Here is a 23,389-nt window from a genome sequence, read left to right on the forward strand (position 1 = left end):
GCCGCCCTTGTCGGTGCCGCCGATGCGGGCCAGGGTCATCAGGCTGTCCCACAGGCGTTCGCCGTTGATGCGCAGGGCCTCGGTGGGGGGCGGAAGGTCTTTCGGGTTCATGGGGGGTACTCCTTTCAGCGGGTCACGGCGGTAGGCTTGGCCAGGGCGGCCTTGCGGCCCAGGGCGTCGAAGGTGGGGCCGAAGGGCGGGCGCTTCAGGTAGCGGCCGCTGCCGCGCTCCACGCGCAAGTCGCCTTGCACATAGACCAGGCGGCCCTGGCTGATGGTGTGGCTGGGCACGCCGGTCACGGTCTTGCCTTCGAAGATGTTGTAGTCGCCCAGCGAGTGCTGGGTCTTGACCGACAGGGTCTTGGTGGCGGCGGGGTCCCAGACCACCAGGTCGGCATCGGCGCCGGCGGCCACGCAGCCTTTGCGGGGGTACAGGTTGAACAGCTTGGCCGCATTGGCCGAGGTCACGGCGACAAACTCGCTGGGGGTCAGGCGGCCACTGTTCACACCCTCGTCCCACAGCACGGCCAGGCGTTCCTCGACACCCCCGGTGCCGTTCGGGATCTTGCTGAAATCGGCCTTGCCCATGGCTTTTTGCTCGGCGCAGAAGGTGCAGTGGTCGGTGGCGGTGGTGTGCAGGTGGCCGGCCTGCAGGCCGCGCCACAGCGCCTGTTGGTGGCTTTTTTCACGGAAGGGCGGGCTCATCACATGGGCAGCGGCCACGTCGTAGCTGGGGTGGCGGTACACGCTGTCGTCCACCACCAGGTGGCCGGCCAGCACCTCGCCGTACACGCGTTGGCCCTTGGCGCGGGCGCGGGCGATGGCCTCGGCCGATTCGGCGCAGGACACGTGCACCACATAGATCGGCACGTTGAGCACGTCGGCGATGGCGATGGCGCGCTGGGCCGCCTCGGCCTCGACGGCGGGTGGGCGTGACAGTGGGTGGCCTTCGGGGCCGGTGATGCCCTGGTTCTTCATCTCCTGCTGCAGCAGGAAGACCAGCTCGCCGTTCTCGGCGTGCACGGTGGGCATGGCGCCCAGCTCCAGCGCGCGGCGGAAGCTGTTCACCAGGGTTTCGTCGTCGCACATGATGGCGTTCTTGTAGGCCATGAAGTGCTTGAAGCTGTTCACGCCCTCGTCGCGCACCAGGGTGCCCATGTCGGCGTGCACGCTGTCGCCCCACCAGGTGATGGCCACGTGAAAGCCGTAGTCGGCGCAGGATTTCTCGGCCCAGCCGCGCCAGGTCTTGTAGGCGTCGAGCAGCGGCTGCTGCGGGTCGGGGATCACGAAGTCGATGATGCTGGTGGTGCCGCCCGCCAGCGCGGCCGCGGTGCCGCTGAAGAAGTCGTCGCGCGTGACCGTGCCCATGAAGGGCAGTTGCATGTGGGTGTGCGGGTCGATGCCGCCCGGCATCACGTACTGGCCGCCGGCATCGACCACGGTGGCGCCGGCGGGGGCCTGCAGGCCCTCACCCACGGCCACGATCTGGCCGTCCTGGCACAACACATCGGCACGAAAGCTGCGGTCGGCGTTGACGACGGTACCGCCTCGGATCAACAAGGCTGAGGTCTGGGCTGTGTTCATGAGCAAGTCTCTCCATCAAAAATGCCGCACGGGCTGGCGGCGTGCCAGGCCGGGGCCGCACCAGGCCCCGGCAAGAGGGGCCTCAGACCCGGCGGCGCACCAGACCCACGGACTGGGTTCTGCCTGCCATGCCAAGTCGGTAGACCACGGATGCAATTCCCAGGCCTGCAAACCAGGCATAGGCATACAGTTGTTTGAAGCCCTCGGCCACATCGGGGAAGGTGCTGGGGAAGGCCGCATTCAGAAAGCCGGGCACATTGGGCGCCACGCCGGCGGCAAAGGCCAGCACGGCGATCCAGTTCCAGCCGCCGCTGTAGCGGTAGCGGCCGTTGTCGTCGTACAGCTCGCTCACCGCCAGCTCGGTGCGGCGCAGCAGGTAGTAGTCGACCATCAGGATGCCGGCCACCGGCCCGAGCAGGGCCGAGTAGCCGATCAGCCAGGTGAAGATGTAGCCCTGGGTGGACTCCAGGATCTTCCAGGGCATCATCACGATGGCGATGCCCACGGTGATATAGCCGCCGGTGCGGTAGCTGATGCGGGCCGGGTGCAGGGCCGAGAAGTCGTAGGCCGGGCCCACCAGGTTGGCCGCCAGGTTCACGCTGACGGTGTCGATCAGCAGCACCAGCAGGGCGATCAGCACGGCCGCGCCGGTCATGCGGCTGGCCAGGTCGACGGGGTCCCATAGCGCCTTGCCATAGATGACCACGGTGGCCGAGGTGACGAACACCGCCATGGCGGCCAGCAGGCCCATGGGCAGGGGCAGGCCCAGGGCCTGGCCGATGACCTGATCGCGCTGGGTGCGCGCGAAGCGGGTGAAGTCGGGGATGTTCAGCGCCAGCGTGGCCCAGAAGCCCACCATGGCGGTCAGCGAGGGCCAGAACACGGCCTGAAACTGACCGGCCTTCTTGCCGCCCGCTTCAAATTGAGAGGGTTGGTCCAGGATGGGGCCGAAGCCGCCCGCCTTCTGGTAGGCCCAGACCAGCAGCACGCCGCAGATCACGATCTTGATCGGGGCCGTCCAGGTCTCCAGCTTGCGGATCGATTCGATGCCGTGCACCACGAAATAGAACTGGATGGCCCAGAACAGCAGGAAGCACACCAGTTGGCCCAGGTTGATGCCCAGGCCGGGCAGCTTGTCGCCCTCCAGCGGGTGGCCGATCAGCACGCCCGCCAGGGTGTAGATCATCATGCCGCCGAACCAGGTCTGGATGCCGTACCAGCCGCAGGCCACCAGGGCGCGCAGCAGGGCCGGCAGCTTGGCGCCACGCGTGCCAAAGGAGGCCCGTGCCAGCACGGCGTACGGAATGCCATGCTTGGCGCCCGCATGGCCGATCAGCAGCATGGGCAGCAGCACGATCAGGTTGCCCAGGAACACCGTGCCCACCGCCTGGGACCAGGACATGCCGGCCTCGATCAGGCTGGCGGCAAGGGTGTAGGCCGGGATGCACATCACCATGCCCACCCACAGGGCGGCAAAGTGCATCCAGCGCCAGGTGCGCTGGTGCGCCTGGGTGGGGGCCAGGTCTTCGTTCCACAGGTCGCCCGGGTGGGCGTCGGCTTGTCTCGGGGTCATGCGCTTGTCTCCTCGTGGGGGTGGATGAGGTGGGTGCGGCCAGCCGCTGGAGCCAGTGAGCCTGCGCGCCGCTCACCACCCCGGGCCAGCCTGCCCCACCTGCTTGGGGGCGTCTTTGGAATAGGTCTCAGGCGGTGACGCGCATCGGGTTGTTCGGATGCGCGGTCCAGTTCAGGGGCTCGGCACTCACGGGCTTGCCCGTGCGCAGGTCGATTTCGCCGGGGGCCAGGTCCTTGAGCGTGATGCAGTCGTCCACGGGGCACACCGACACGCACAGGTTGCAGCCCACGCATTCCTCTTCCTTGACCTCGAAGTGGCGCTTGCCGTCCTTGGTGGCGGTGATGGCCTGATGGGAGGTGTCTTCGCAGACCACATGGCAGCGCCCGCATTCAATGCACTTGTCGGTGTCGATGACGGCTTTGCTGATGTGGTTGAGGTTGAGGAAGCGCCAGTCGCTGACCGTGGGCACGGCGCGGCCGGTGATCTCGGCCACCGAGGTGATCCCCATGTCGTCCATGTAGTTGGACAGGCCGCTGGCCATGTCCTGCACGATCTTGAAGCCGTACACCATGGCGGCGGTGCACACCTGCACGCTGCCGGCACCCAGGGCCAGGAAGTCAAGCGCGTCGCGCCAGGTGCCGATGCCGCCGATGCCCGAGATGGGGATGCCGGCGGTCTCGGCGTCGCGGGCGATCTCGGCCACCATGTTCAGGGCGATGGGGCGCACCGCCGGGCCGCAGTAGCCGCCGTGCGAGCCCTTGCCCGCCGTGCTGGGCACCATGGTCAGGGTGCGCGGGTCCACGCCCATGATGGAGTTGATGGTGTTGATCAGCGACACCGCATCGGCCCCGCCGGCCTTGGCGGCCCGCGCCGGGTAGCGCACGTCGGTGATGTTGGGGGTGAGCTTCACGATCACGGGCATCTTCGAATAGTGCTTGCACCACTCGGTCACCATCTGGATGTACTCGGGCACCTGACCCACGGCCGCGCCCATGCCGCGCTCGCTCATGCCGTGCGGGCAGCCGAAGTTCAGTTCAATGCCATCCGCCCCGGTGTCTTCCACCTGGGGCAGGATCGCCTTCCACGATGACTCTTGGCAGGGCACCATCAGTGACACCACCATGGCCCGGTCGGGGAAGGCGCGTTTGACCTCGCGGATCTCGCGCAGGTTGGTGGCCAGCGGGCGGTCGGAGATCAGCTCGATGTTGTTGAAGCCCAGCACCTTGCGGTCGGGCGACAGCAGGGCGCTGTAGCGCGGGCCGTGCACGTTCACCACCGGTGGGTCTTCGCCCAGGGTTTTCCAGACCACGCCGCCCCAGCCGGCCTCGAAGGCGCGCAGCACGTTGACGGCTTTGTCGGTGGGCGGCGCAGAAGCCAGCCAGAAGGGGTTGGGGCTCTTGATGCCCGCGAAGTCAATGCTCAGGTCAGCCATGTCGGTTTCCTTGGGGCTCAGGCGTTGGAAGAAGAAAGGGTGCTGTGGATGGCGAGGGCGGCCTGTTTGCCGTCTTCGACCGCCTCGACCGTGAGGTCGCGGCCGCCGCCCACGCAGTCGCCGCCGGCCCAGACGCCGTCGAGGCTGGTACGGCCCTGGGCATTCACGGCGATGCGGCCGGCTTCGAGCTGCAGGTTTTGCAGCCAGGGGGCCGTCGCCAGCTTCTGGCCGACGGCCTGCAGCACAGTGTCGGCAGCCCGGATTTCAAAGACGCCCGTGCCTTGCAGGCGGCCATCGACCAGTTGCTGGCGCTCGAAGCGCACGGCCCGCACGGCGCCTTGCTCGCCTTCGAAGGCCACCGGGGCCAGCCAGTGCTCGATCACCACGCCATTCGTTTTGGCCCAGGTCTGTTCGTCCTCCGAGGCACCCATGGCCTCGGGGCCGCGGCGGTACACCATGTGCACCTCGCTGGCGCCCAGCAGGCGCGACTGCACCGAGGCGTCGACCGCGGTCATGCCGCCCCCGATCACCACCACGCGGCGGCCCACGGGCAGGGTGGAGAGGTCGGTGCACTGGCGCAGCTCGGCAATGAAGTCGACCGCATCACGGATGCCGGCGAGCGTGCTGCCGGGCAGCGCGGGCTGGTTGACGGCGCCCAGGCCGATGCCCAGGAAAACCGCGTCGAAGTCGGCGCGCAGGGTGTCCAGCTGGGCTGCCGATTCGAGCTTCCAAGCGGTCTGGATCGTGATGCCCCCGATGCCCAGCAGCCAGTCGATCTCGCGTTGGGCAAAGTTGTCGGCGGTCTTGTAGGTGGCCAGGCCGTATTCATTGAGGCCGCCGGGCTTGGCGTGGGCGTCGAACACGGTCACGTCGTGGCCCTTCAGGGCCAGGCCGTGGGCGCAGGCCAGGCCGGCCGGGCCGGCACCCACGACGGCCACCTTCTTGCCGGTGGCCGGGGCGCGTTGGAACAGGGCGCTCTGCGGCAGGTGCATCACGGCGTCCACCGCGTGGCGCTGCAGTTTGCCGATGGCCACCGGCACGCCCTGCTGGGTGTTGCGCACGCAAACGGCCTCGCACAGCTCTTCGGTCGGGCAGACGCGGGCGCACATGCCGCCCAGCGGGTTGGCGCTCAGGATGGCCTGGGCGGCGCCCCGCACATTGCCCTGGCTGATGCGGTGAATGAAGCTGGGCACATCGATGCTGGTGGGGCAGGCGGTGGCGCAGGGGGCGTCGTAGCAGTAGAGGCAGCGCTCGGCCTCCAGCACGGCCTGCTGTGCCGTGAAGGGATCGCCCGCGTCCGCAAAGCGCTGGGCATAGTCGGCTGGGGCGAGCCGCCCTGCCTGGATGTCGGGGCCGGTGGTCGGTGTCTGGGTCACGGGGGCAACTCCTGTTTTGATCGTCAAAAGCTGATCAAATGGTCAGCTTTTTTCATGATGCAACAGGTGTGCCAGGTTTGTGATGCGGGTTTGCACCATGTCGGCGCGACACGAGACCCGCAGCCTCAGCGCGAGGCGGCGCAGGTGTTTGAAATTGGGGCGCACGGCACCGCGGCGGTGCGCGTGGTCGCGACCGCTCCGTGTTTCAACGGCTCGGCAGCTCAGGTGGTGGGTGTGGTGCCGGCGAGGCGCACTCGCCGGGCGATCAAGCCTGGGCTGCGGAGATGATCCCGCCGCCCAGGCAGACTTCGCCGTCGTACAGCACGGCGCTCTGGCCAGGGGTCACGGCCCATTGCAGCTCGGTGAAGTTCAAGCCGAAGGTCTCGGCCGTCGTGCCGGGTTCGAAGGCGCAGGCGGCATCGGCCTGCCGATAGCGCGTCTTGGCGCCCAGCCCGGTCTGCCCTGGGGCCTCGCCCGCCACCCAACTGGCGTTGTCGGCCTGCAGGCTGCGGTATTGCAGCCAGGGGTGATCGTGGCCTTGCACCACCCACAGCGTGTTGTTGGGGATGTCCTTGCGGGCCACGAACCAGGGGGAATGGTCGCCGCTGCCGCGCTGGGCACCCTTTTCCTTCACGCCGCCGATGCCCAGGCCCTGGCGCTGGCCCAGGGTGTAAAACGACAGGCCCACATGGGTGCCCAGTTTGCGGCCACGCTCGTCCTTGATGGGGCCGGGCTCGCGGGAGATGTAGCGGTTCAGAAACTCGCGGAACGGTCGCTCGCCGATGAAGCAGATGCCGGTCGAGTCCTTCTTCTTGGCATTGGGCAAACCGATTTCTTCGGCAATGCGCCGCACCTCGGTCTTGCGCAGCTCGCCGACCGGAAACAGCGTCTTGCTGATCTGGGCCTGGTTCAGGCGGTGCAGAAAGTAGCTTTGGTCCTTGGCCGGATCGAGGCCCTTGAGCAGTTCATGCTTTTGCGTGGCCGGGTTGAAGCGGGCGCGGGCGTAATGGCCCGTGGCGATGCGGTCGGCCCCCAGACGCATGGCGTGGTCGAGAAAGGCCTTGAATTTGATCTCGGCGTTGCACAGCACGTCGGGGTTGGGGGTGCGGCCGGCCTGGTACTCGGTCAGGAACTCGGCAAAGACGCGGTCCTTGTATTCGGCGGCGAAGTTGACGTGTTCGATCTCGATGCCCAGCACATCGGCCACGCTGGCCGCGTCGAGAAAATCCTGCCGGCTGGAGCAGAACTCGCTGTCGTCGTCATCTTCCCAGTTCTTCATGAAGATGCCGATGACCTCGTGGCCTTGCTGTTTGAGCAGGTGCGCCGTGACGGCGGAGTCCACCCCGCCACTCAGGCCCACCACGATGCGTTGTTTGTTCATAGCCCCGGGATTATCCCCGCCGGGGCCATGGGCTGTCCGCGTCAGGGTCAAGGCGGGGGCGTCTGCAGCACCGTCTCGTCGGTGTAGACCATGTCCAGCGGGTAGCGCTTGCCGGCCAGGTAGTCGTCCAGGCAGCGCAAAAGCAGCGGACTGCGGTGCCGGTGCTGGTTGGCGCGGATCTCTTCGGGCGTCATCCACAGGGCGCGCACGATGCCCTCGTCAAGCGCCATGCCGGGGACTTCGTCTCCGACGGTGCCACAAAATGCAAAGCGCATGTAAGTGATGTCTTCACCCGTGGATTTCTTGCGGAAGCGTGACAGGTAGATGCCCACCAGAGCGGTCGGTTTGAAGTGGTGAGCGGTCTCTTCCAGGGCTTCGCGGGCGCAGCCATCGGCGGGCGATTCGCCGGGATCGAGGTGGCCAGCCGGGTTGTTCAGCTTGAGGCCGGAGTCGGTGTGTTCTTCGACCAGCAGGAATTTGCCGTCGCGCTCCATCAGGGCGGCCACCGTGACACTGGGTTTCCAACGGATTTTCATCCCGCCATTATTCCCGGGCGATGTGACGTCGCTCTGACGCGGAGGCGCGCAAACGTCGGTCTCCTCCTGGACACGACCGCGCGTCGGGCATCATGTAAGCTCGCGGTCATTCGAAAAATACCGGTCATTCATCCACGAGGAGAGTCTCATGTTCATTGGCGTTCCTGCTGAAACAGCGGCGGGGGAGACCCGGGTGGCGGTCACCCCGGAAACCGTGAAGAAACTGAAAGCCCAGGGGCACGAGATTGCCGTGCAGTCGGGCGCCGGTGTGGCGGCCAGCGTGACCGATGAGGCCTATGTGGCGGCCGGCGCCACCATCACCGATGTCGCCGGGGCCTTTGGCGCCGGTCTGGTGCTCAAGGTGCGGGCGCCGTCTGCCGCGGAGTTGCCCCTGTTCAAGCCTGGGGCCACGGTGGTGGGCATGCTCAACCCCTTTGACGCCGAAGGCTTGCAGCGCCTGGCTGCGGCCGGACTCACGGCCTACGCCCTGGAGGCGGCGCCGCGCACCACACGGGCCCAGAGCATGGATGTGCTGTCCTCGCAGGCCAACATTGCCGGCTACAAGGCCGTGATGATTGCTGCCGACAAGTACCAGCGCTTCTTTCCGATGCTGATGACCGCCGCTGGCACCGTGAAGGCGGCCCGCGTGGTGATTCTCGGGGTGGGTGTGGCGGGCCTGCAGGCGATCGCCACGGCCAAGCGCCTGGGGGCGGTGATCGAGGCGTCGGATGTGCGCCCGTCGGTGAAGGAACAGGTCGAATCCCTGGGGGGCAAGTTCATCGACGTGCCCTATGAAACCGCCGAGGAAAAAGAAGCGGCCCAGGGCGTGGGCGGCTATGCGCGTCCCATGCCGCCGAGCTGGCTGGAGCGGCAGAAGGTTGAAGTGGCCAAGCGCGTGGCGCAGGCCGACGTGGTGATCTCCACCGCGCTGATTCCTGGCCGCGCCGCACCGGTGCTGGTGACCGAAGACATGGTCAAGGCCATGAAGCCCGGCTCGGTGCTGGTGGATCTGGCGGCGGGCAAGGGCCCGCAAGGCCCGCACGGTGGCCCGGGGGGCAACTGCCCGCTGACCGAGGCCGACAAGACGGTGCAGCGCCACGGCGTGACGCTGGTGGGTGAAACCAATCTGCCCGCCTTGGTGGCCGCAGACGCCTCGGCACTGTATGCCCGCAACGTGCTCGACTTCCTGAAGCTGGTGCTGAACAAGGAGGGGCAGTTGCATGTGGATTTGGATGACGACATCGTGGCCGCCTGCCTGATGACGCACGAAGGAACGGTGAAGCGCGCATGAGGATGAAGAGTGAGCCCTTGAACCTGCGCCTGGGGGCGTGGGCCATGGCGGCAGTCGTGCTGGGCCTGACGGCGTGCTCCGTCATCCCCGAAGGCAGCCCCTCGGCCGGTCGGGCCAAGGTGAGCCTGCCGGCGGCAAAAGCGGGCGGGCAATGGGTGGATCTGGGCGGTGGTGAAGAGTCGCTGGACAGCCTGGACGCGACTCGGCCGGCCCCAACGTTGCCCACCCGGGTGGTGGGTTTGCGCGGCGCTGATCAGTCTCTGCTGGCCGTGATGGTGGTGCAGTCCAACCGCAGCGGCTTGTGGCCAGATCGCCAGGCCGTGCCCAATGCGTGCCCGCAGGAGCGCGGCGTTTACGTCGAGGATGTCACCGCCGGCAGCCCCACGCGGACCGACTGCCTGCGCTACAAGCGCTGGGCCGATGGTCATGACTGGCTGGCGTCGCGCTATCCCAAGCTCAACGCCTACCTGGGCAGCCACCAGAGCCTGCCGACCAAACCCTTTGGTGCGCTGGACTTCCGCTACAACACCGAGGGCGGAGGCTACGTGCTGGTGCAGGTGCTGGCCAACCGCCGGCTGACTGAGCCGGTGACGCGCAGCAACGGTGATTTTCTGATGGCCGGCCGGCCTGCTGAGGAATGGGCCCGCAAGGTTGCCCAGGCGGCGCGTCTGAGCGCGGCGTCCCTCGATGGGGCCTTGAATCTGCCGGATTTCCCGATGGCTTTGCCGCAATAGGTCGCTAGCGGCCTCAATACAAAGGAGACAGTCGTGGATGTTGTATCCCCAACCCTGATCAACCTGATCATCTTCGTGCTGGCCATCTACGTGGGCTACCACGTGGTGTGGACCGTGACGCCCGCCTTGCACACGCCCCTGATGGCGGTGACCAATGCGGTGTCGGCCATCGTGATCGTGGGCGCCATGCTCGCGGCTGCCCTGACCGAAACGCCCCTGGGCAAGACCATGGGCGTGTTGGCCGTGGCGCTGGCCGCAGTCAACGTGTTCGGTGGTTTTCTCGTCACCCGGCGCATGCTGGAGATGTTCCGCAAGAAAGAAAAGAAGGCCCCGGCGGCTCACGGAGACAAAACATGAGCATGAACCTCGTCACCCTGCTGTACCTGGTGGCCAGCGTCTGTTTCATCCAGGCGCTCAAGGGCTTGTCCCATCCCACCACCTCGATCCGGGGCAATCTGTTCGGCATGATCGGCATGACGATCGCCGTGCTGACCACGGCGGCCCTGATCGTCAAACTGTCTGAAACGGCCGGCCTGTCCACCGTGGGTGGACTGGGCTATGTGCTGGCCGCCCTGGTGGTGGGCGGCGGCGCCGGCGCCGTGATGGCGCAGCGCGTCGAGATGACCAAGATGCCGGAGCTGGTGGCCTTCATGCACAGCATGATCGGTCTGGCGGCGGTGTTCATTGCCGTGGCCGCGGTCGCTGAGCCGTATGCCTTCCAGATCGTGCACGCCAAGGGCGACCTGATCCCGACGGGCAACCGGCTGGAGCTGTTCCTGGGCGCGGCCATCGGTGCCGTCACCTTCAGTGGCTCGGTGATTGCCTTCGGCAAGCTGTCGGGCAAGTACAAGTTCCGCTTGTTCCAGGGCGCTCCGGTGCAGTTCGCGGGTCAGCACATGCTGAACTTGGTGCTGGGCCTGGCCACCGTGGGCCTGGGGCTGGCCTTCATGGTCACCGAGAACTGGACGGCCTTTTTTGCCATGCTGGCGCTGGCCTTTGTGATGGGCGTGTTGATCATCATCCCGATCGGTGGCGCCGACATGCCGGTGGTGGTGTCGATGCTGAACAGCTACTCGGGCTGGGCCGCGGCCGGCATCGGCTTCAGCCTGAACAACGCCATGCTGATCATTGCTGGCTCTCTGGTGGGCAGCTCGGGGGCCATCCTGAGCTACATCATGTGCAAGGCCATGAACCGCTCGTTCTTCAACGTGATTCTGGGCGGCTTTGGCGGTGAAGCGGCCACGGCAACGACCGGTGATCAGGTGCAGCGCAACGTCAAGAGCGGCAGCGCGGACGACGCGGCCTTTGTGCTGTCGAACGCCGAGACCGTGGTCATCGTGCCGGGTTATGGTCTGGCCGTGGCGCGGGCGCAGCACGCCGTGAAGGAACTGGCCGCCAAGCTGACCGAGCACGGCGTGATCGTGAAGTACGCCATCCACCCGGTGGCGGGCCGCATGCCGGGCCACATGAACGTGCTGTTGGCCGAGGCCGAAGTGCCTTACGACCAGGTGTTCGAGATGGAAGACATCAATGGCGAGTTCGGTCAGGCCGATGTGGCCATCATCCTGGGGGCCAATGACGTGGTGAACCCGGCCGCCCATGTGAAGGGCAGCCCGATCTACGGCATGCCCATCCTGGAGGCCTACAAGGCCAAGACGGTGATCGTGAACAAGCGCTCGATGGCCGCAGGCTACGCGGGCCTGGACAACGAACTCTTCTACATGGACAAGACCATGATGGTCTTCGGGGACGCCAAGAAGGTGGTTGAAGACATGGTGAAGGCGGTGGAGTGATCCCGCTCCAGACGCACGCAATTGTGTGATTGCATACTTTTGCGTTGGGCTGCGCTCGGTGTGAGCTCTTGATTGAGTGTCGTTTTGTAAAAAAACGAATCAAAATAGGAGGTTGTGCTGACGCAGGCCTGACTTGACTCGAAGGACTGCGCATATTCCCAAGCAAGAGTCTGGAGAGACAAGAAATGACCGACCGCCCATGGCTCGGCAGTTACCCCCAAGGGGTGCCCGCCGACATCGATCCTTCGCATTACGCCTCCTTGGTGGCCTTGATGGAGGAGAGTTTCGAGAAGCATGCCAGCCGGGTGGCCTACAGTTTCATGGGTCGGGATGTGACCTATGCGCAGGCCCACCGCCAAAGCTTGGCACTGGCCGCCTACCTGCAGGGGCTGGGCCTGAGCAAGGGTGACCGTGTCGCCCTGATGATGCCCAACATTCCCCAGTACCCGGTGTGCGTGGCGGCGGTGTTGCGCGCGGGCCTGGTGGTGGTCAATGTGAACCCGCTGTACACGCCGCGCGAACTGGAGCACCAGCTCAAGGATTCGGGCGCCAAGGCCATCATCCTGATTGAGAACTTTGCCACCACCTTGCAGCAGTGCCTGGCCCACACGCCGGTCAAGCATGTGGTGCTGTGCGCGATGGGTGATGAGCTGGGCCTGCTCAAGGGCGCCCTGGTCAACTACGTGGTGCGCAATGTCAAGAAGATGGTGCCCGAGTACCACCTGCCCGGCGCCGTGCGGTTCAAGGATGCGGTGCGTCAGGGCACCCGTCGTTCGTTCAAGCGCCCCGACATCAAGGCCGACGATGTGGCCTTGCTGCAGTACACCGGGGGCACCACCGGGGTGTCCAAGGGCGCGGTGCTGCTGCACCGCAACGTGATCGCCAACGTGTTGCAGTCCGAGGCCTGGAATTCGCCGGTGATGGGCCAGGTGCCGGCCCATGAGCAACCCACGAGCGTGTGTGCCTTGCCTCTGTACCACATCTTTGCCTTCACTGTGGGCATGATGCTGTCCATGCGCACCGGGGGCAAGCTGATCCTGATCCCCAATCCGCGCGATCTGCCCTCGGTGTTCAAGGAACTGCGCCGGCACACCTTCCACAGTTTCCCTGCGGTCAACACGCTCTTCAACGGGCTGGCGAACCATCCGGATTTCGGCACCGTGAACTGGAAGAACCTCAAGGTGTCGGTGGGTGGAGGCATGGCGGTGCAGGGCGCGGTGGCCAAGCTCTGGCTGGAGAAGACGGGCTGTCCGATCTGCGAGGGCTATGGTCTGTCGGAAACGTCGCCCACCGTCAGCTGCAATCCAGTGACGGCCACCGAATACACCGGCACCATCGGCGTGCCCCTGCCCAGCACTTTCCTCAAGCTGCTCGATGACGATGGCCTGGACGTGCCTCTGGGCCAGCCTGGCGAGATCGCCATCAAGGGTCCGCAGGTCATGGCCGGCTACTGGCAGCGCCCCGATGAAACCGCCAAGGTCATGACACCCGATGGGTTCTTCAAGACCGGTGACATTGGTGTGGTGGATGCCAAGGGGTTCTTCAAGATCGTCGATCGCAAGAAAGACATGATTCTGGTCAGCGGCTTCAACGTCTATCCCAATGAGGTGGAAGAGGTGGTGGCCGACCTGGAGGGCGTGCTGGAGTGTGCCGCCGTCGGCGTGCCTGATGAAAAGACCGGCGAGGCGGTGAAGCTGGTGATCGTGAAAAAGCACCCTGAGCTGACCGATGTGCAGGTGAAGGAGTTCTGCCGCGCCAACCTGACGGGCTACAAACAGCCGCGCATCATCGAGTTCCGCACCGATCTGCCCAAGACCCCGGTGGGCAAGATCCTGCGCCGGGAGTTGCGCGACAAGGCCTGAACCCGGGCGCGGGTCGGGACGCGGCACAATGCGGGCGGCCTTCGGGCCGCTTTTTCATGCTCAGTGCCAAGGGGTGCTGTTCGATTGTTCAGGAGTTGGATGGATGACGCTCGCTATTCTCAGTGCCCTGTCGCAGGAGCAGACGGGTCTGCGCGCCCTGCTGGATCAACCGCGTGTGGAGCAGCATGCTGGCCGTGAGTACTGCCTGGGCCTGTGGCGCGGCCGGCCTGTGGTGCTGGCGCTGTCCCGTGTCGGCAAGGTGGCCGCAGCCACCACCGCCACCGCCTTGATCGAGCGCTTTGGTGTGACGGACATCGTGTTCAGTGGGGTGGCCGGCGGTCTGGGGGAGGGCGTGACGGTGGGCGACGTGGTGGTCGCCACCCATTGCCTGCAGCACGACATGGATGCCTCGCCGCTGTTTCCGCGCTATGAGGTGCCCCTTTATGGGCAGTCGCATTTCGCCTGCGATCCCCTGCTGGCAGAAGGTCTGAGGGTGGCCGCCCAGGCGCTGCAGGCCCGGGTCGGGAGCCATTTTGACGCGTCCGTGCGGCGCTTGTATGGGCTGGATGCCATGCAGGTGCACCAGGGGTTGTTGATCAGCGGGGACCGGTTTGTCTCGGCCGCTGACGAGGCACTGGGCCTGCGGGCCCGCCTGCCCGAGGCTTTGGCGGTGGAGATGGAGGCTGCCGCGGTGGCCCAGGTCTGTCACGACTACGGGGTGCGCTTTGCGGCACTGCGCACCATCTCAGACCGGGCCGATGACCAGGCGCATGTCGATTTTCCGGCTTTCTTGGAGGCGGTGGCGGGCCGTTGCACCACCTTGATCGTGGGCGGCCTGTTGGATCACCTGAGTCAGCAGCCGTCCTGACGCGCGGTGGCCGGGTTCACTGCAGCCAGCCGCGCCGGCGGAAGTACAGCATGGGCACCACGGCAGACGCGGCCATCAGCGCCAGCGCATAGGGGTAGCCCAGCGACCAGTCCAGCTCCGGGATGGCCTTGAAGTTCATCCCGTAAATGCTGGCGATCAGGGTGGGGGGCAGCAAGGCCACGCTGGCCACCGAGAAGATCTTGATGATCTTGTTCTGGTTGATGTTGATGAAACCGACCGTAGCGTCCATCAGGAAGTTGATCTTGTCGAACAGGAAGGCCGTGTGGTTGTCCAGCGACTCGATGTCGCGCAGGATCTGTCGGGCTTCTTCAAACTGTTCGGCATTCAGCATGCGGCTGCGCATCATGAAGCTGACGGCGCGCCGCGTGTCCATCACGTTGCGGCGGATGCGGCCGTTCAAGTCTTCGTGGCGGGCAATGGCGCCCAGCACTTCGCCGGCCAGGGCGTCGGTCACATCGCCGGAAAGCACCTGCTTGCCGGCCTTTTCCAGCTCGTCGTAAATGCCTTCCAGGGTGTCGGCCGAGTATTCGGCATCGGCATCGAACAGCTTGAGCAGCACTTCCTTGGCGTCTTCGATCAGGCCGGGGGCGCGGCGGGCGCGCATGCGCAGCAGGCGGAACACCGGCACGTCTTCGTCGTGGATCGAGAACAGCACCCCTCGGCTTTTCAGGTCGGTGTTGTGCTGGTTCAGGATGAAGGCCACACGCACGGTGCGGGGCGCATCGTCATCGGCGATCAGAAAGTCACTGCGGATGTGGAGTTCGCCGTTGTCTTCTTCGTAGAAGCGGGCGGATTCCTCGATGTCCTCGTCCATCGCGTCTTCCGGGATGGAGAGGCCGTAGTACTGCTTGATCCAGCGTTTTTCTTCGACCGAGGGGGATTCCAGGTCCACCCAGATGGGCTGAAACTTGGACAGTTCCTCCAGGGATTCGATTTCTTCCTGGAACAGCCGGCCATTGGCCAGCGTAAAGATATTGAGCATCGCGCGCTCCGTGGGTCAGGGTTGCAATCGGTCGGGAATGGGGTGCTTTCAACCCCCGATGCGGCCACGGGAATTGAAAGCTACCAACTGGGGTAGGTTTCCAAGGCGGTCTCTCCAAAATTGAATTGGGCGGATTATCGCACCGCAACAACGCTGGTCGGCTCATTTCGAGCCCTTGTTCAGGGCGCGGACCGGGGTGCCCTTTCCACCGCGCCATTCAGGGTTCAGGTGCTGGTCGGGTGAAAGCTGATTTGTTACATTGAAGCGGCTTATGGCAGTCCCATCGGAGGTTCGCGCAATGAGGGTGTACGGCGTACCGGCCGATGAAGTTCAGCGCCTGCAGGTGCTGGAGTCGCTGGCGGTCTGTGATCTGGCGTCGGTCCCCGAGTTGGATCGCATCACCCGCCTGGCGGCCCGGCATTTCCAGGTGCCGATCGCCATGGTCAACCTGGTAGCGGCAGAGCTGCAGTGGACCAAGTCCGCCCATGGGGAGACGCCTCGCACTTTGCCCCGGGAGCATTCCTTCTGCGGCCACACCATCCTGCATGACGAACCTTTTGTGATCAGCGATGCCCGTGAGGATGCCCGGTTCATGGCCAATCCCCTGGTCGCAGGGTCGCCTGGGCTGGTCTTTTATGCGGGCTGCCCCATCCGGTCCTTGGCTGGACACCCCTTGGGCGCCTTGTGCCTGATCGATCGCCAGCCGCGGCCCTTCGGTGCGTCAGAGGCCCAGGATCTGCAGGATTTCGCTGCCCTGGTGGAGCAGTATTTCCGAGGGGTGGAAGCGGATCGGCGTGCCAACCTCTCGGCAGCTCAGTTTGAGCGCACCTTTGCCCAGGCCTCGGTTGGCATGGCCTTGGTTTCGCCGCAATGGCGTTGGTTGCGTGTGAACGGGCAAATGGCTCAACTGCTGGGCTGCAGTGCCGACAGCCTGGCTGGCGAGCCGCTGGAATCGGTGTTGTTTCCGCCTGACAAGGATCGGGTGCTGCGCCATTTGCATGATCTGCTGCGCCCCGATGCGAGCGCGTCGCCTCAGGAGTTGCTCTTTCTGCGCCCCGATGGGTCGTTGGCCTGGTCTCTGGTGGGTGTTTCGCGTCTGGCGGCAGAGCGGGATGCCGAGGCCGGTTTTGTGCTGGTGGCCACCGACATCACTGCTCGCAAGGCCTCAGAACAGGCGTTGGCGGTGTTGCAGCTGGAGCTGGAACATCGGGTTGAGCTCCGGACCCAGGAGCTCAGCGAGGCCAATGCGCGCCTCAGCACCGAGGTGGACCGCCGCCAGGCGGCCCAGGTGGCGCTGGAGCATGAAAAAGAGCTGTTCAGGGCCACCCTGGCCCATGCCACCGATGCCTTCATCGAGGTGGATCCATGTGGCCGGGTGACTGCCTGGAACGAGGCAGCCACCGATACCTTCGGTTGGCGACGTGATGAGGCCATTGGGCGCAGCGTCTTTGATCTGCTGGTACCGCAGGGGGTGGTGCCGCGCTACCAGGTGGCTTTTGAGCGCCTTCGGGCGGAGGGGCTTGACCGCATGGGGGGTGGGCGGCTGGAGGTGCAGACCCAGCATCGCGACGGTCGCTTGTTCCCTTCTGAAGTCTCGTTGGGGGTGAATCGCTTTCACGGGCAGGTGCGCATGCATGCGTTTTTGCACGATATCTCGGCTCGCAAGGCGGTCGAGCGCGAGTTGCTGGAAAGTCGCACCCGTTTGCGCCTGTTGGCCGACAACATGCCTGCGCTGATCGCCTATGTGGACGGCAACCGCATCTACCAGTTCAACAACCAGGCGTATCAAGATTGGTTTGGTGTGCCGGTGGCTCAGATCGTGGGGCAGTCTCTGGATGGGTTCATGGATGGTGCGGTGCTGGCGGCGCAGCTCGAACCCTTGCAGCGAGTGCAGGCGGGTGAGATGGTCAGTTTTGATTCCAGACTGAACACCCGGCGGGGTGAGATCCGGGTACACACCAACTTCATCCCGGACACCGCCATGTCGCGTCCGCCCTACGGCTTCTACATCCTGGCCCAGGATGTGACCGAGCAGTATCAGTTGCAACAACGTCTGCAGCATGAAGCCAGCCACGATGCCCTGACAGGCTTGCCCAACCGGCGCGCGTTTCTGCAGCGTCTGGTGGAGGCCTTGGCCCGGGTGCGGCGTCAGGGCACGGGCCTGGCGCTGATGTTTCTCGACCTTGATGGGTTCAAGCTCTACAACGACACCTACGGGCACGACTTCGGCGATGCCGTGCTGCGTCATTTCGCCCGCACGGTTCAGTCGGCTGTGCGCGAGACCGATTCGGTGGCGCGTTTGGCCGGCGATGAGTTCACCGTCATCCTCGAGGGGCTGGCGCATCCGGCGGCCCATGCTGCCTTGGTCGCCCGCAAGCTGCTTGCCGAGTTGGCCGTGCCTGTTGTGCTGGGTGGGCGAGAGCTGACCCTGGCCGCGAGCATCGGAGTCGCCGTCACCGGGGGTGATTCGGGCGGTGTCGCTTTGTCGGCCGAGCTGTTGCTGTCGCGGGCGGATGCCGCCATGTACCAGGCCAAGGCCGCTGGCAAGGCGCAGTTCGTTCTGAGCTGAAGTCATGGCCCCGGCCCGGGGTCTCTGACGCCAGTGGGCCGAATTCTGGCCCGCCCGCCCGCCCGGAAAAGCCGTTTTTCGAGCGGGTCAACTGACTGAATTTGCCGCCCTTCTGAGGTCGCGTCAAGGCCTCATCCGTGTGCCGTGGAGGGGCTTCTGAGGGCTTTCCCGAGTTGGCTCAAAAACCCGTGACGGCTTGATGAAAAGCCATTGCAATTCGGGTTTTGCGGGCGCATAGTGAATTCAGGTTCACCGAATTTGAGGTTCGCCATCCACCCTGAAAGGTGGCGTTTTCAACCCAGAGTGCACAGGAGGCTACTCATGAACTTGACGATCAGCGGTCATCACCTCGAAGTTACACCCGCCTTGCGTAGTTATGTGACGACCAAGCTGGACCGGATCACCCGACATTTTGATCAGGTGGTTGATGTGAAGGTTTTACTCACTGTTGAAAAGCAAAAGGAAAAGCAGCGCCGCCAACGCGCCGAGTGCAATGTCCACGTCAAGGGCAACGACATGTTTGCCGAGAGTTCCCATGAGGATCTGTACGCAGCGGTAGACGAGTTGATGGACAAGCTGGATCGTCAGGTTGTTCGTCACAAGGACCGGATGCAGGACCACCATCACGACCCAGCCAAACGCCTGATGTGAGGCTGCTTGCCAGACATTTTGAGTGCTGACAAGATCCCCGAAGCCGCTGTTGCAAATCAGCGGCTTTTTTCTTGTCAGTTGCAGGCTGATTGCGGTTTTTCGCCGAAGCTGGACGACCGGTGCATAATCCGCCCTAACTCACCATGAACCGTCTCGCGTCCATCCTCCCCGCTGCTCAAGTGCTTGTGTGCGTCGACGCCACCAGCAAGAAGCGTGCATTTGAAGAAGCCGGCCTGTTGTTCGAGAGCCTTCACGGCCTCAGCCGTGCATTGATCACCGACAGCCTGTTTGCACGCGAACGCCTGGGCTCCACTGGGCTGGGGCACGGCGTGGCGATTCCGCATGGGCGCATCAAGGGGCTCAAGTTCCCGATGGCCGCGGTGTTCCAGTTGGCCAACCCAATCGGTTTTGATGCCCCCGATGAGCAGCCCGTGGGCCTGTTGATCTTCCTGCTGGTGCCCGAGGCAGCGACTCAGAAACACCTGGAAATCCTGTCCGAGATTGCCGAGCTGCTCAGCGATGCCCCTTTGCGTGAACGGATCAAGGCCTGCACCGATGCGACCGAGCTGCACCAGATGATTGCCACCTGGCAATCCACCCAGCCGGCCTGATGGCTTTGAGGCAGTCTCTGTCGTGAAACCCAATGTCGTCAGCGCGGATGTCCTCTTCGAGGAATTCCGCTCCATTCTCAAATGGGAATGGGTGGCCGGCCTGGGGGCTTCGGAGCGCCGCTTTGATGAGGTGGTGGTCCGGGCCGCCCGATCGGGTGCCGATCTCGTGGGTTACCTCAATTACATCCATCCTTATCGGGTGCAGATTCTGGGTGAGCGGGAGATCGCTTACCTGACCAATGCCACCCCGGAGGATTGTGCTCGCCGCATTTCCCGTATCGTGACCCTGGAGCCGCCGGTGCTGGTGCTGGCCGACGGTCAGTCTGCACCCGATGCCTTGCTGTCGATGTGCGAGCGTGCACAGATCCCGATGTTTGCCACCCAGGAGTCATCGGCATTTGTGATCGACGTGCTGCGGGCCTATTTGTCCAAGCATTTTGCAGATCGCACCTCCATGCACGGGGTGTTCATGGACATCCTGGGACTCGGGGTGATGATCACGGGTGAGTCCGGCCTGGGCAAGAGCGAGCTGGGTCTGGAGCTGATCTCGCGGGGCAACGGTCTGGTGGCCGATGATGCTGTGGATCTCTATCGCATCAATCAGACCACCATCGAAGGGCGTTGTCCGGAACTGCTGCAGAACCTGCTGGAGGTGCGGGGCATCGGCCTGCTCGACATCCGCGGAATCTTTGGCGAGACCGCGGTGCGGCGCAAGATGCGGCTCAAGCTCATTGTGCACCTGGTCCGCAAGGAAACCCTGGAGCGCGACTACGAACGCCTGCCCTACGAGCCCCTGACCCAGGACGTGCTGGGCGTACCGGTGCGCAAAGTGGTGATCCAGGTGGTGGCCGGTCGCAACATCGCGGTCTTGGTGGAAGCCGCCGTGCGCAACACGATTCTCCAGTTGCGCGGCATCGACACCTATCAGGAGTTTGTCGAGCGGCACCGCCGAGCCATGGAGCAAGAGGGCTGATCCTATTCAGGCCCGCTAGGGTCTCGGCCGGATTCGGGTCTGGCGTTCAGCGTTTGTCGCTGGCGCAGTTGGCGCAAAGGCCGTACAGCGACATGGCGTGGTCCTGCAGCAGCCAGTGTTTGGCTTTGGCCACCATTTGCTGACGTCGTTCGATCTCGGCGTCATAGAACTCCTCGACCTTGCCACAGCTGGTGCAGACCAGGTGATCGTGGTGCTGACCTTCGTTGAGTTCGTAGACCGCCTTGCCACTTTCAAAATGACTTCGGCTCAGAATGCCGGCCTGCTCAAACTGGGTGAGCACCCGGTAGACGGTGGCCAGCCCGATGTCCGATTGCTCTTGCAACAAAACGCGAAACACGTCCTCGGCCGTCATGTGACGTTGGCGCCCTTTCTGGAACAGCTCCAGGATCTTGAGGCGGGGCAGCGTGGCTTTGAGCCCGGTATTTTTCAGTTCTTCGATATTGGCCATGCAAGGGTCCTTCCGCCAGCGTACCAACCCGCTCTGACAGGCCCAGCCGCTACAATGGGCCGATCATATCGCTACCTCCCGACCCATGTCTGCTTATTCCCCTCGAAGCGCCCGGCTGAGTTTGTCGCTGGCACTGTGTGCCGGTGTCGTGGCCTGTGGTTCGTTCGACGGCGCTGGCAGCCGCATCGCCACGGCCGTCACACCTTATCGGATCGAGATTGTCCAGGGCAATTTCGTGTCCAAGGAGCAGGTTGCCGCCTTGCAGCCGGGCATGACCCGGCAGCAGGTCAAGGAGGTGCTGGGCACCCCACTGGTCGTCAGCGTGTTCCATTCTGATCGCTGGGACTATGTGTTCACCTTGCGTCGCCAGGGGGTGGAGCCGCAATCGCGTCGCCTCAGCGTCTATTTCAAGGGCGATGCGCTTGATCGCTTCGAAGGCGATGAAATGCCCAGCGAAGCCGAGTTTGTGGCCACTCTGGACTCGCGTACCAAATCCAAGAAGATTCCACCTCTGGAAGCCACTGACGAGCAACTGAGCAAGTTTCCCGTGCCCAAACGCAGTGTCAGCGCCAGCACCCAGGTGGACGATTCACCTTTGCCGGCCAGCTATCCGCCACTCGAGCCTACCCGTCGCTGATGCGGTCGCGGGCACTGCCCGGGGTTCTTTTTTTCGACAGACAGGATATTGAGAAGATGAGTGCTGCTTTGCACAAGATCGCCATTGCTGGCGCTTCGGGCCGCATGGGCCGCATGTTGCTGGAGGCGGTTCAGGCTGCCGATGACTGTGTTCTGGCGGGCGCGCTGGACGTGCCGACGAGCCCGGCTCTGGGCACTGATGCGACGGCTTACCTGGGGCAGGGCAGTGGTATCCACATCACCTCGGATTTGCGCGCGGGCTTGCAGAGTGCGCAGGTGCTGATCGACTTCACCCGTCCTGAAGGCACGCTGGCCCATCTGAAGGTCTGTCGTGAACTCGGGGTCAAGGCCGTCATCGGGACCACGGGCTTCTCTGATTCCCAGAAGGCCGAGATCGCAGAGATCTCCCGCGACATCGCCATCATGATGGCCCCCAACATGAGCGTGGGCGTGAACGTCACGCTCAAGCTGCTGCAGATGGCCGCCAAGGCCCTGTCGACGGGCTACGACATCGAGATCATCGAGGCTCACCATCGCCACAAGGTGGATGCCCCGTCGGGCACCGCCCTCAAGATGGGCGAAGTGATCGCCGATGCCCTGGGCCGAGATCTCAAGGATTGCGCGGTCTATGCCCGTGAAGGCGTGACCGGTGAGCGCGATCCGTCCTCGATCGGGTTTGCGACCGTGCGTGGTGGCGACATCGTCGGCGACCACACGGTGCTGTTTGCCGGCATCGGAGAGCGCATCGAGGTGACGCACAAATCGTCCAGCCGTTCGACCTATGCCCAGGGCAGCTTGCGGGCGGTGCGCTTCCTGGCGTCCCAGCAGGCCGGCCTGTTCGACATGTTCGATGTGCTGGGCCTGAACTGATCGGCCCCGCCCATGGGCAGCCTGCAATTGCTTGGTGATGGCGACCTGCTCACGCGCGGCGTGGCGGTCCTGCTGTTGCTGATGTCGGTGGCCAGCTGGGTGGTGATTCTCCGCAAGGCCTGGGTCTTGTGGCGCGCCCGGGGCGATGTGCCCCGAGCCACTGCTGTGTTCTGGCAGGCTCAAGGCATGGACCAGGCCTTGGCCCATCTGGCGGCGCTGGACCGTGATCGCGCCTTGCTGCCCTTGGTGGAGGCGGCGACCTCCCTGAGCCCCGCGGGCTCGCTGGCGGGCGCAGGCTCGCGTGAGCAGCAACTCACCCGCCACCTTCGTGATGCCTTGCATGGGGTTCTGCGTCGCTTGCAGTGGGGGCAGGTGCTGCTGGCCACAGTGGCGTCCACCGCGCCTTTTGTGGGTTTGCTGGGCACCGTGTGGGGCATTTTCCATGCCTTGACTGCGTTGGCCGGCGTTCGCACCTTGACCCTCGATCAGGTCGCCGGCCCGGTGGGCGAGGCCCTGGTGATGACGGCTGCCGGGCTGGGGGTGGCGATACCAGCGCTGCTGGCCTACAACGTGATGGGCCGCCTGATTGCGGCCATCGAAGCCGATCTGGAAGGCTTTGCCCGCGATCTGCGTGAATTGTTGCTTGAGAAGGCGCTGCCGTGAGCTTCGGTCGCCTTGAGCGGGTGGAGACCTCTCGCCCCCTGAGTGACATCAACGTCACCCCCCTGGTGGATGTGATGCTGGTGTTGGTGGTGATTCTGATCCTGACAGCGCCCTTGTTGGCCAGCAGCCTGCGCCTCGATCTGCCCCACTCCGAGGCGGCCCAGCCGGTGCAGAGCCACCGCTCGGTGTCGCTGGCCTTGGATACCGGCGGGCAGATCTACCTCAACGAGGCCCCCTTGACCGATTTGGCTGCTGCACAGCGGCTTCATGAGTTGGCCCAGGAAGACCCGCAGATCGAGGTGCAGTTGCGGGCCGATGCCCGCGTGCCGTATGGTCGGGTGGTCGAGCTGCTGGGCCTGGCCCAAAACGCCGGCTTGAGTCGCATTGGCTTTGTGGCGGATCCGCGGCCACCATCCCTGAGCGGGCCTGCGTTGCCCGGCGGCCCGGGCCTGGCCCGCTAGCGCCTAAAATCCACCCATCGCAAGCCGCTGGGCTTGCTCCTCCAACCGGCGGCA

At 64.7% G+C, this 23,389-nt stretch carries 22 protein-coding genes; 14 read left to right on the plus strand and 8 right to left on the minus strand.

Annotated features, from left to right (window positions below; translation table 11 throughout):
• Nucleotides 1–125: 125 nt before the first annotated feature.
• The 6 genes from hydA to AC3WUT_RS29550 all read right to left on the minus strand — a co-directional run bounded on the left by hydA (nucleotide 126) and on the right by AC3WUT_RS29550 (nucleotide 7,881).
• Nucleotides 126–1,583: a dihydropyrimidinase gene (hydA, locus tag AC3WUT_RS29525; protein WP_492350644.1), complete on the minus strand. Its 1,458-nt coding sequence runs from the start codon at nucleotides 1,581–1,583 to the stop codon at nucleotides 126–128.
• Between the two features lie 82 nt (nucleotides 1,584–1,665).
• Nucleotides 1,666–3,156 carry an NCS1 family nucleobase:cation symporter-1 gene (locus AC3WUT_RS29530; RefSeq protein ID WP_492350645.1) on the minus strand — a complete coding sequence of 497 codons (1,491 nt, stop codon included), beginning with the start codon at nucleotides 3,154–3,156 and terminating at the stop codon, nucleotides 1,666–1,668.
• A 127-nt stretch (nucleotides 3,157–3,283) separates the two neighbouring features.
• The gene (gene preA / locus AC3WUT_RS29535; protein WP_492350646.1) at nucleotides 3,284–4,588 is read right to left on the minus strand and encodes an NAD-dependent dihydropyrimidine dehydrogenase subunit PreA; all 1,305 of its coding nucleotides are present in this window, start codon (nucleotides 4,586–4,588) and stop codon (nucleotides 3,284–3,286) included.
• A 17-nt stretch (nucleotides 4,589–4,605) separates the two neighbouring features.
• Nucleotides 4,606–5,964: an NAD(P)-dependent oxidoreductase gene (locus AC3WUT_RS29540; protein ID WP_492350647.1), complete on the minus strand. Its 1,359-nt coding sequence runs from the start codon at nucleotides 5,962–5,964 to the stop codon at nucleotides 4,606–4,608.
• A gap of 265 nt (nucleotides 5,965–6,229) precedes the next feature.
• Entirely contained in the window at nucleotides 6,230–7,345 is a 1,116-nt protein-coding gene (gene mnmA / locus AC3WUT_RS29545) for a tRNA 2-thiouridine(34) synthase MnmA (protein ID WP_492350648.1), read from the minus strand.
• Nucleotides 7,346–7,392: 47 nt separating this feature from the next.
• Nucleotides 7,393–7,881: an NUDIX hydrolase gene (locus AC3WUT_RS29550; protein WP_492350649.1), complete on the minus strand. Its 489-nt coding sequence runs from the start codon at nucleotides 7,879–7,881 to the stop codon at nucleotides 7,393–7,395.
• Between the two features lie 148 nt (nucleotides 7,882–8,029).
• On the opposite strand from AC3WUT_RS29550, the gene AC3WUT_RS29555 reads away from it, so the two are divergent.
• From AC3WUT_RS29555 to AC3WUT_RS29580, 6 genes are all read left to right on the plus strand, one after another.
• Nucleotides 8,030–9,172, plus strand: a complete 1,143-nt coding sequence (locus tag AC3WUT_RS29555) for a Re/Si-specific NAD(P)(+) transhydrogenase subunit alpha (protein ID WP_492350650.1) — start codon at nucleotides 8,030–8,032, stop codon at nucleotides 9,170–9,172.
• Nucleotides 9,169–9,906 (plus strand): hypothetical protein, encoded by a 738-nt coding sequence (locus AC3WUT_RS29560; RefSeq protein WP_492350651.1) that lies wholly within the window; start codon nucleotides 9,169–9,171, stop codon nucleotides 9,904–9,906. The genes AC3WUT_RS29555 and AC3WUT_RS29560 overlap by 4 nt, the downstream gene beginning before the upstream one ends.
• A 33-nt stretch (nucleotides 9,907–9,939) precedes the next feature.
• Entirely contained in the window at nucleotides 9,940–10,263 is a 324-nt protein-coding gene (locus AC3WUT_RS29565) for an NAD(P) transhydrogenase subunit alpha part 2 (RefSeq protein WP_492350652.1), read from the plus strand.
• Nucleotides 10,260–11,699 (plus strand): NAD(P)(+) transhydrogenase (Re/Si-specific) subunit beta, encoded by a 1,440-nt coding sequence (locus AC3WUT_RS29570; protein WP_492350653.1) that lies wholly within the window; start codon nucleotides 10,260–10,262, stop codon nucleotides 11,697–11,699. Before AC3WUT_RS29565 ends, AC3WUT_RS29570 begins: the two co-directional genes overlap by 4 nt.
• A gap of 185 nt (nucleotides 11,700–11,884) precedes the next feature.
• On the plus strand, nucleotides 11,885–13,561 hold the full coding sequence (locus AC3WUT_RS29575; RefSeq protein ID WP_492350654.1) for a long-chain-fatty-acid--CoA ligase: 1,677 nt from the start codon (nucleotides 11,885–11,887) through the stop codon (nucleotides 13,559–13,561).
• Nucleotides 13,562–13,664: 103 nt separating this feature from the next.
• Complete coding sequence (locus AC3WUT_RS29580; RefSeq protein WP_492350655.1) at nucleotides 13,665–14,429, plus strand: 5'-methylthioadenosine/adenosylhomocysteine nucleosidase; 765 nt, start codon at nucleotides 13,665–13,667, stop codon at nucleotides 14,427–14,429.
• 16 nt (nucleotides 14,430–14,445) lie between these two features.
• Here the strand turns inward: AC3WUT_RS29580 and corA are convergent, their stop codons facing one another.
• Complete coding sequence (corA, locus tag AC3WUT_RS29585; protein WP_019576976.1) at nucleotides 14,446–15,432, minus strand: magnesium/cobalt transporter CorA; 987 nt, start codon at nucleotides 15,430–15,432, stop codon at nucleotides 14,446–14,448.
• A gap of 298 nt (nucleotides 15,433–15,730) precedes the next feature.
• On the opposite strand from corA, the gene AC3WUT_RS29590 reads away from it, so the two are divergent.
• The 4 genes from AC3WUT_RS29590 to hprK all read left to right on the plus strand — a co-directional run bounded on the left by AC3WUT_RS29590 (nucleotide 15,731) and on the right by hprK (nucleotide 20,236).
• Nucleotides 15,731–18,001 carry a sensor domain-containing diguanylate cyclase gene (locus AC3WUT_RS29590; protein WP_492350656.1) on the plus strand — a complete coding sequence of 757 codons (2,271 nt, stop codon included), beginning with the start codon at nucleotides 15,731–15,733 and terminating at the stop codon, nucleotides 17,999–18,001.
• A gap of 321 nt (nucleotides 18,002–18,322) precedes the next feature.
• A complete protein-coding gene (hpf, locus tag AC3WUT_RS29595) occupies nucleotides 18,323–18,652 on the plus strand; it encodes a ribosome hibernation-promoting factor, HPF/YfiA family (RefSeq protein ID WP_492350657.1) in 330 nt (109 codons plus the stop codon).
• Nucleotides 18,653–18,795: 143 nt separating this feature from the next.
• The gene (locus AC3WUT_RS29600) at nucleotides 18,796–19,263 is read left to right on the plus strand and encodes a PTS sugar transporter subunit IIA (RefSeq protein WP_492350658.1); all 468 of its coding nucleotides are present in this window, start codon (nucleotides 18,796–18,798) and stop codon (nucleotides 19,261–19,263) included.
• A 22-nt stretch (nucleotides 19,264–19,285) separates the two neighbouring features.
• Nucleotides 19,286–20,236 (plus strand): HPr(Ser) kinase/phosphatase, encoded by a 951-nt coding sequence (hprK, locus tag AC3WUT_RS29605; RefSeq protein ID WP_492350659.1) that lies wholly within the window; start codon nucleotides 19,286–19,288, stop codon nucleotides 20,234–20,236.
• 46 nt (nucleotides 20,237–20,282) lie between these two features.
• On the opposite strand, the gene fur is transcribed toward hprK, so the two are convergent.
• Nucleotides 20,283–20,705, minus strand: coding sequence for a ferric iron uptake transcriptional regulator (fur, locus tag AC3WUT_RS29610; RefSeq protein ID WP_019576981.1), 423 nt, complete (start codon nucleotides 20,703–20,705; stop codon nucleotides 20,283–20,285).
• Nucleotides 20,706–20,790: 85 nt separating this feature from the next.
• Here fur and AC3WUT_RS29615 point away from each other — a divergent pair, with 85 nt between their 5' ends.
• Genes AC3WUT_RS29615 through AC3WUT_RS29630 form a run of 4 tightly spaced genes read left to right on the plus strand, consistent with a single transcriptional unit; the run spans nucleotide 20,791 to nucleotide 23,335 of the window.
• Nucleotides 20,791–21,342, plus strand: coding sequence for an outer membrane protein assembly factor BamE (locus tag AC3WUT_RS29615; RefSeq protein ID WP_492350660.1), 552 nt, complete (start codon nucleotides 20,791–20,793; stop codon nucleotides 21,340–21,342).
• Between the two features lie 56 nt (nucleotides 21,343–21,398).
• Nucleotides 21,399–22,211 (plus strand): 4-hydroxy-tetrahydrodipicolinate reductase, encoded by an 813-nt coding sequence (gene dapB, locus AC3WUT_RS29620; protein WP_492350661.1) that lies wholly within the window; start codon nucleotides 21,399–21,401, stop codon nucleotides 22,209–22,211.
• A 12-nt stretch (nucleotides 22,212–22,223) separates the two neighbouring features.
• Nucleotides 22,224–22,874 (plus strand): MotA/TolQ/ExbB proton channel family protein, encoded by a 651-nt coding sequence (locus AC3WUT_RS29625; RefSeq protein ID WP_492350662.1) that lies wholly within the window; start codon nucleotides 22,224–22,226, stop codon nucleotides 22,872–22,874.
• Nucleotides 22,871–23,335, plus strand: a complete 465-nt coding sequence (locus AC3WUT_RS29630) for an ExbD/TolR family protein (protein ID WP_492350663.1) — start codon at nucleotides 22,871–22,873, stop codon at nucleotides 23,333–23,335. The genes AC3WUT_RS29625 and AC3WUT_RS29630 overlap by 4 nt, the downstream gene beginning before the upstream one ends.
• Nucleotides 23,336–23,389: the final 54 nt, after the last annotated feature.

The sequence above is a fragment of the Curvibacter sp. EU05-FHT14A10 genome, assembly GCF_058791075.1.

Coding starts and splice junctions, on each gene's coding strand:
- hydA (WP_492350644.1), bottom strand. CDS start 1,583: ATGAACACAGCCCAGACCTCAGCCTTGTTGATCCGAGGCGGTACCGTC.
- AC3WUT_RS29530 (WP_492350645.1), bottom strand. CDS start 3,156: ATGACCCCGAGACAAGCCGACGCCCACCCGGGCGACCTGTGGAACGAA.
- preA (WP_492350646.1), bottom strand. CDS start 4,588: ATGGCTGACCTGAGCATTGACTTCGCGGGCATCAAGAGCCCCAACCCC.
- mnmA (WP_492350648.1), bottom strand. CDS start 7,345: ATGAACAAACAACGCATCGTGGTGGGCCTGAGTGGCGGGGTGGACTCC.
- AC3WUT_RS29550 (WP_492350649.1), bottom strand. CDS start 7,881: ATGAAAATCCGTTGGAAACCCAGTGTCACGGTGGCCGCCCTGATGGAG.
- AC3WUT_RS29555 (WP_492350650.1), top strand. CDS start 8,030: ATGTTCATTGGCGTTCCTGCTGAAACAGCGGCGGGGGAGACCCGGGTG.
- AC3WUT_RS29560 (WP_492350651.1), top strand. CDS start 9,169: ATGAGGATGAAGAGTGAGCCCTTGAACCTGCGCCTGGGGGCGTGGGCC.
- AC3WUT_RS29570 (WP_492350653.1), top strand. CDS start 10,260: ATGAGCATGAACCTCGTCACCCTGCTGTACCTGGTGGCCAGCGTCTGT.
- AC3WUT_RS29575 (WP_492350654.1), top strand. CDS start 11,885: ATGACCGACCGCCCATGGCTCGGCAGTTACCCCCAAGGGGTGCCCGCC.
- AC3WUT_RS29580 (WP_492350655.1), top strand. CDS start 13,665: ATGACGCTCGCTATTCTCAGTGCCCTGTCGCAGGAGCAGACGGGTCTG.
- corA (WP_019576976.1), bottom strand. CDS start 15,432: ATGCTCAATATCTTTACGCTGGCCAATGGCCGGCTGTTCCAGGAAGAA.
- AC3WUT_RS29590 (WP_492350656.1), top strand. CDS start 15,731: ATGAGGGTGTACGGCGTACCGGCCGATGAAGTTCAGCGCCTGCAGGTG.
- hpf (WP_492350657.1), top strand. CDS start 18,323: ATGAACTTGACGATCAGCGGTCATCACCTCGAAGTTACACCCGCCTTG.
- AC3WUT_RS29600 (WP_492350658.1), top strand. CDS start 18,796: ATGAACCGTCTCGCGTCCATCCTCCCCGCTGCTCAAGTGCTTGTGTGC.
- fur (WP_019576981.1), bottom strand. CDS start 20,705: ATGGCCAATATCGAAGAACTGAAAAATACCGGGCTCAAAGCCACGCTG.
- AC3WUT_RS29615 (WP_492350660.1), top strand. CDS start 20,791: ATGTCTGCTTATTCCCCTCGAAGCGCCCGGCTGAGTTTGTCGCTGGCA.
- dapB (WP_492350661.1), top strand. CDS start 21,399: ATGAGTGCTGCTTTGCACAAGATCGCCATTGCTGGCGCTTCGGGCCGC.
- AC3WUT_RS29625 (WP_492350662.1), top strand. CDS start 22,224: ATGGGCAGCCTGCAATTGCTTGGTGATGGCGACCTGCTCACGCGCGGC.